The following is a 2738-nucleotide window of genomic DNA, read 5'->3' on the forward strand; positions in this document are numbered from 1 at the left end:
GGCGCTGGCGAAGAAACGATGGGACAACCTCGGCCTGGTCTCGATACTGGACACGATAAACCGACTTAACCGTATAACCTGAACCGCCGTATACGGAACCGTACGTACGGTGGTGTGAGAGGACGGCGGATGTGAATCCGCCTCCTCCTCGATTCTGACGAGTAGGCTGGAAATTTCCTACAGATGGCGGGTGGGTTGGCAATGCTTTCACAAACTTTTCACGTCTTTCAAAGTAGGGTGAAGCCATCCGTTAGAAAGCAAGTCTCCAGCCCGTCTCCCCAGCGGGCTTTTTTTTGCCTGCGATAAAACCTTTTGCGAAATCGCTGTCCAATCGGCGCTGAGTGCGTACCAACAGCATTGAATTCCGGCCTTCTGTGTCATCCCAATTTTTGAGGTTTTTGTCATGCGTTTAACACTGCCTGCTCTGGTTCTTGGGCTTCTGGTTGCTCAAGGTGCAATGGCTGCTGGTGATGGCACAGCTGCGCTCGGCGGTGGCCTGGGTGGCGCGCTGGGTAACGTGGTCGGCCAGAAAATGGGCGGCAGCAATGGCGCAGCGATTGGTGCTGGCGTGGCAGGCGCCGCAGGAAGTGCAATGGGGGCGCGTAAAGGCAGCCGGACCAAAGCAGCCATTGGCGGCGGTGTCGGTGCGGCCGGTGGTTCGATCATCGGCAACAGCCTCGGTGGCAGGAACGGTGCGACCATCGGTGCGGGTCTTGGTGGTGCGGCTGGCGGTGCGGTGGGCAGTAATCTGTCGAAAGGTCACAAGCGCCACTGAGACTGATCGTCTGTCTTCGTCCTGAAATAGGTTTAATCCCGTTCCACCTAAACGCCCGGTGCACCCCATCGGGCTTTTTCGTTGGTGAACGTTTTTTCCTCAGGCGCCTCCAATCTTACATAGGCCCTTTTTTGGGCGGACTTTCCCGATTCGGGAACTGTGAGGTTCATATGCGACTGTCATTATCTGCACTGTTTTTCGGATTGCTGGTTTCGCAAGGCGTAATGGCGGCCGGCGACGGCACGGCGGCTGTAGGGGGCGGGCTGGGTGGTGCGTTGGGCAACGTGGTCGGCGGGCAACTCGGCGGGAGTACAGGCGCGGCAGTGGGGGCGGGTGTTGGCGGTGCGGCGGGCAGTGCCGTCGGGGCGAATAAACGCAATCGTACGGAAGCCGCCATTGGCGGAGGCCTCGGCGCAGCCGGCGGCTCGGTGATCGGTAACAGCCTGGGTGGTTCCACGGGGTCAACCATCGGTGCAGGATTGGGTGGCGCGGCGGGTGGTGCGGTCGGCAATAATCTGGGTGGCGATGGCGGGAAGTCTCATTCCGGTGGTGGTCATAAACATAAGAACAAACATAAAAACCGACATCATTGATTTAAGATTCAACAGAAACCCGGCCGTGTGCCGGGTTTCTTGTTTCTGTTGGTCAGTCGTTGGAACGATTGGCCCTGGGGCTTTTCGAACGTCATACACTCCCCCCAATTCATGAGGTTTGCCATGACTCCCGAAACTGAAGGCAAGGAAGAGAAAGGCCCGAGTGGGCTGCCGTATATCAATGATCCGGGGAATGAGGATCCGGGGTCGCTGATGGATGATGCGACGGTGCCGTTGGATGATTCGGATGATGTCTTGGATGACGAGGAGGAAGATGAGCAGTGAAGGGGATTTTCATCCCCCTATCTGGAAGGTGAGGGGCCTGGATTAGGCCTCTCATTGAGGTTTAAGACGTTATCCAGTTTAAATAGAATGTTCTTTGCTCTTCCGGGTCGTTCGTGAGATTTTCTTCCTCATAGTCAAATATGAAAACAACCTCTTCCAAAGAAGGTTTTTTACCCATCACTAATTCGTATGCTTTTAAACCGAGCGACATTTGGGATGACATGCTCGATGGATGCACATTGATTTTCGAGCCCTTGCAAAAAAAACGTATGTGAGGGTTGCTTTTTCTCAGTAATCCAAAGCACTTATAAAAATCGCGATCTGTATAAGTTTGGCTGCTTTGGTTTTCTAAGTTTAGAGTTATAGATACCTTTGTGTCGTCACAGATGAGTTCGACTTCTTGTTTTTTATCGTTGATCCCTATTGTTACTTTGATGTTGGAAATCATCTATCTATTCTCCTGTATGGATTTGGAATGGAGTAGCCAAATTCTCTGCCGTCGTCAATGATTATGGTTGCGCCAAGGATGTCTTCTCTTCTGATCCTGCCAGGAATGGCAACCTCCTGTTCTTTCTCGAATTTATATGCTGCACCTAGTTCCTTTTTGAGGTCGTGACCTGGGATCATTTTTAGTGTGTAGAGAAATCCGGTTTTTGTACCGTGTCCAGTAGCAAACGTTTTTCCCACTTCTCTAGATGGTGATGTGCTAATGAAGTTGCTGGGTGGAAAGTCACTGTCGATTGAGTGGAGCAGTAGGTCATTGCTGTCACCTTTACTTTTAAACCCGTATTCAAAAATTTCTGAGGGATCTTTCATGTCGCCACGGTATAAATACTCATGGTTTGTTTGTGGGGTAGGGAGGGTTGGGTGATCCTCACCATTTTGTACTCTCCCTGTTGGATCATTTTTTTCAGAAGTTCGCTTACATTCATCGCCACCCGGACAGGAACTCAACCCCAACGGATCCACCCACCCCGTCGGATTCGGCACATACCGATACTGATTCAACCCACCCGCCAACTTCACCGGGTCCGGTGTCAGATACCTGCCCAACCGTGGGTCGTAATACCGGTGCCGGTTGTAAT

Annotated in this window: 5 protein-coding genes and 1 pseudogene; 4 read left to right on the forward strand and 2 right to left on the reverse strand. The window is 52.3% G+C overall.

The features are described 5' to 3' along the window. The 4 genes and pseudogenes from K5E40_RS35335 to K5E40_RS34180 form a co-directional block, all read left to right on the forward strand. Positions 1-82, forward strand: a pseudogene (locus K5E40_RS35335) (maturase); the annotation flags it as partial. Between the two features lie 321 nt (positions 83-403). Continuing rightward, entirely contained in the window at positions 404-775 is a 372-nt protein-coding gene (locus tag K5E40_RS34170; protein ID WP_221734415.1) for a glycine zipper domain-containing protein, read from the forward strand. A gap of 170 nt (positions 776-945) precedes the next feature. Continuing rightward, positions 946-1368, forward strand: coding sequence for a YMGG-like glycine zipper-containing protein (locus K5E40_RS34175; RefSeq protein ID WP_221734416.1), 423 nt, complete (start codon positions 946-948; stop codon positions 1366-1368). 123 nt (positions 1369-1491) lie between these two features. Continuing rightward, positions 1492-1653 (forward strand): hypothetical protein, encoded by a 162-nt coding sequence (locus K5E40_RS34180; RefSeq protein ID WP_221734417.1) that lies wholly within the window; start codon positions 1492-1494, stop codon positions 1651-1653. A gap of 61 nt (positions 1654-1714) precedes the next feature. Here the strand turns inward: K5E40_RS34180 and K5E40_RS34185 are convergent, their stop codons facing one another. Then, complete coding sequence (locus tag K5E40_RS34185) at positions 1715-2101, reverse strand: hypothetical protein (RefSeq protein ID WP_221734418.1); 387 nt, start codon at positions 2099-2101, stop codon at positions 1715-1717. Then, positions 2098-2738, reverse strand: a 641-nt coding sequence (locus tag K5E40_RS34190; protein ID WP_311775999.1) for an RHS repeat-associated core domain-containing protein, incomplete at its 5' end; no start/stop codon positions are given. The genes K5E40_RS34190 and K5E40_RS34185, both read right to left, overlap by 4 nt.

This window comes from Pseudomonas baetica (genome assembly GCF_019733355.1).
In the GTDB taxonomy this organism is placed as follows: Bacteria; Pseudomonadota; Gammaproteobacteria; order Pseudomonadales; family Pseudomonadaceae; genus Aquipseudomonas; species Aquipseudomonas baetica_A.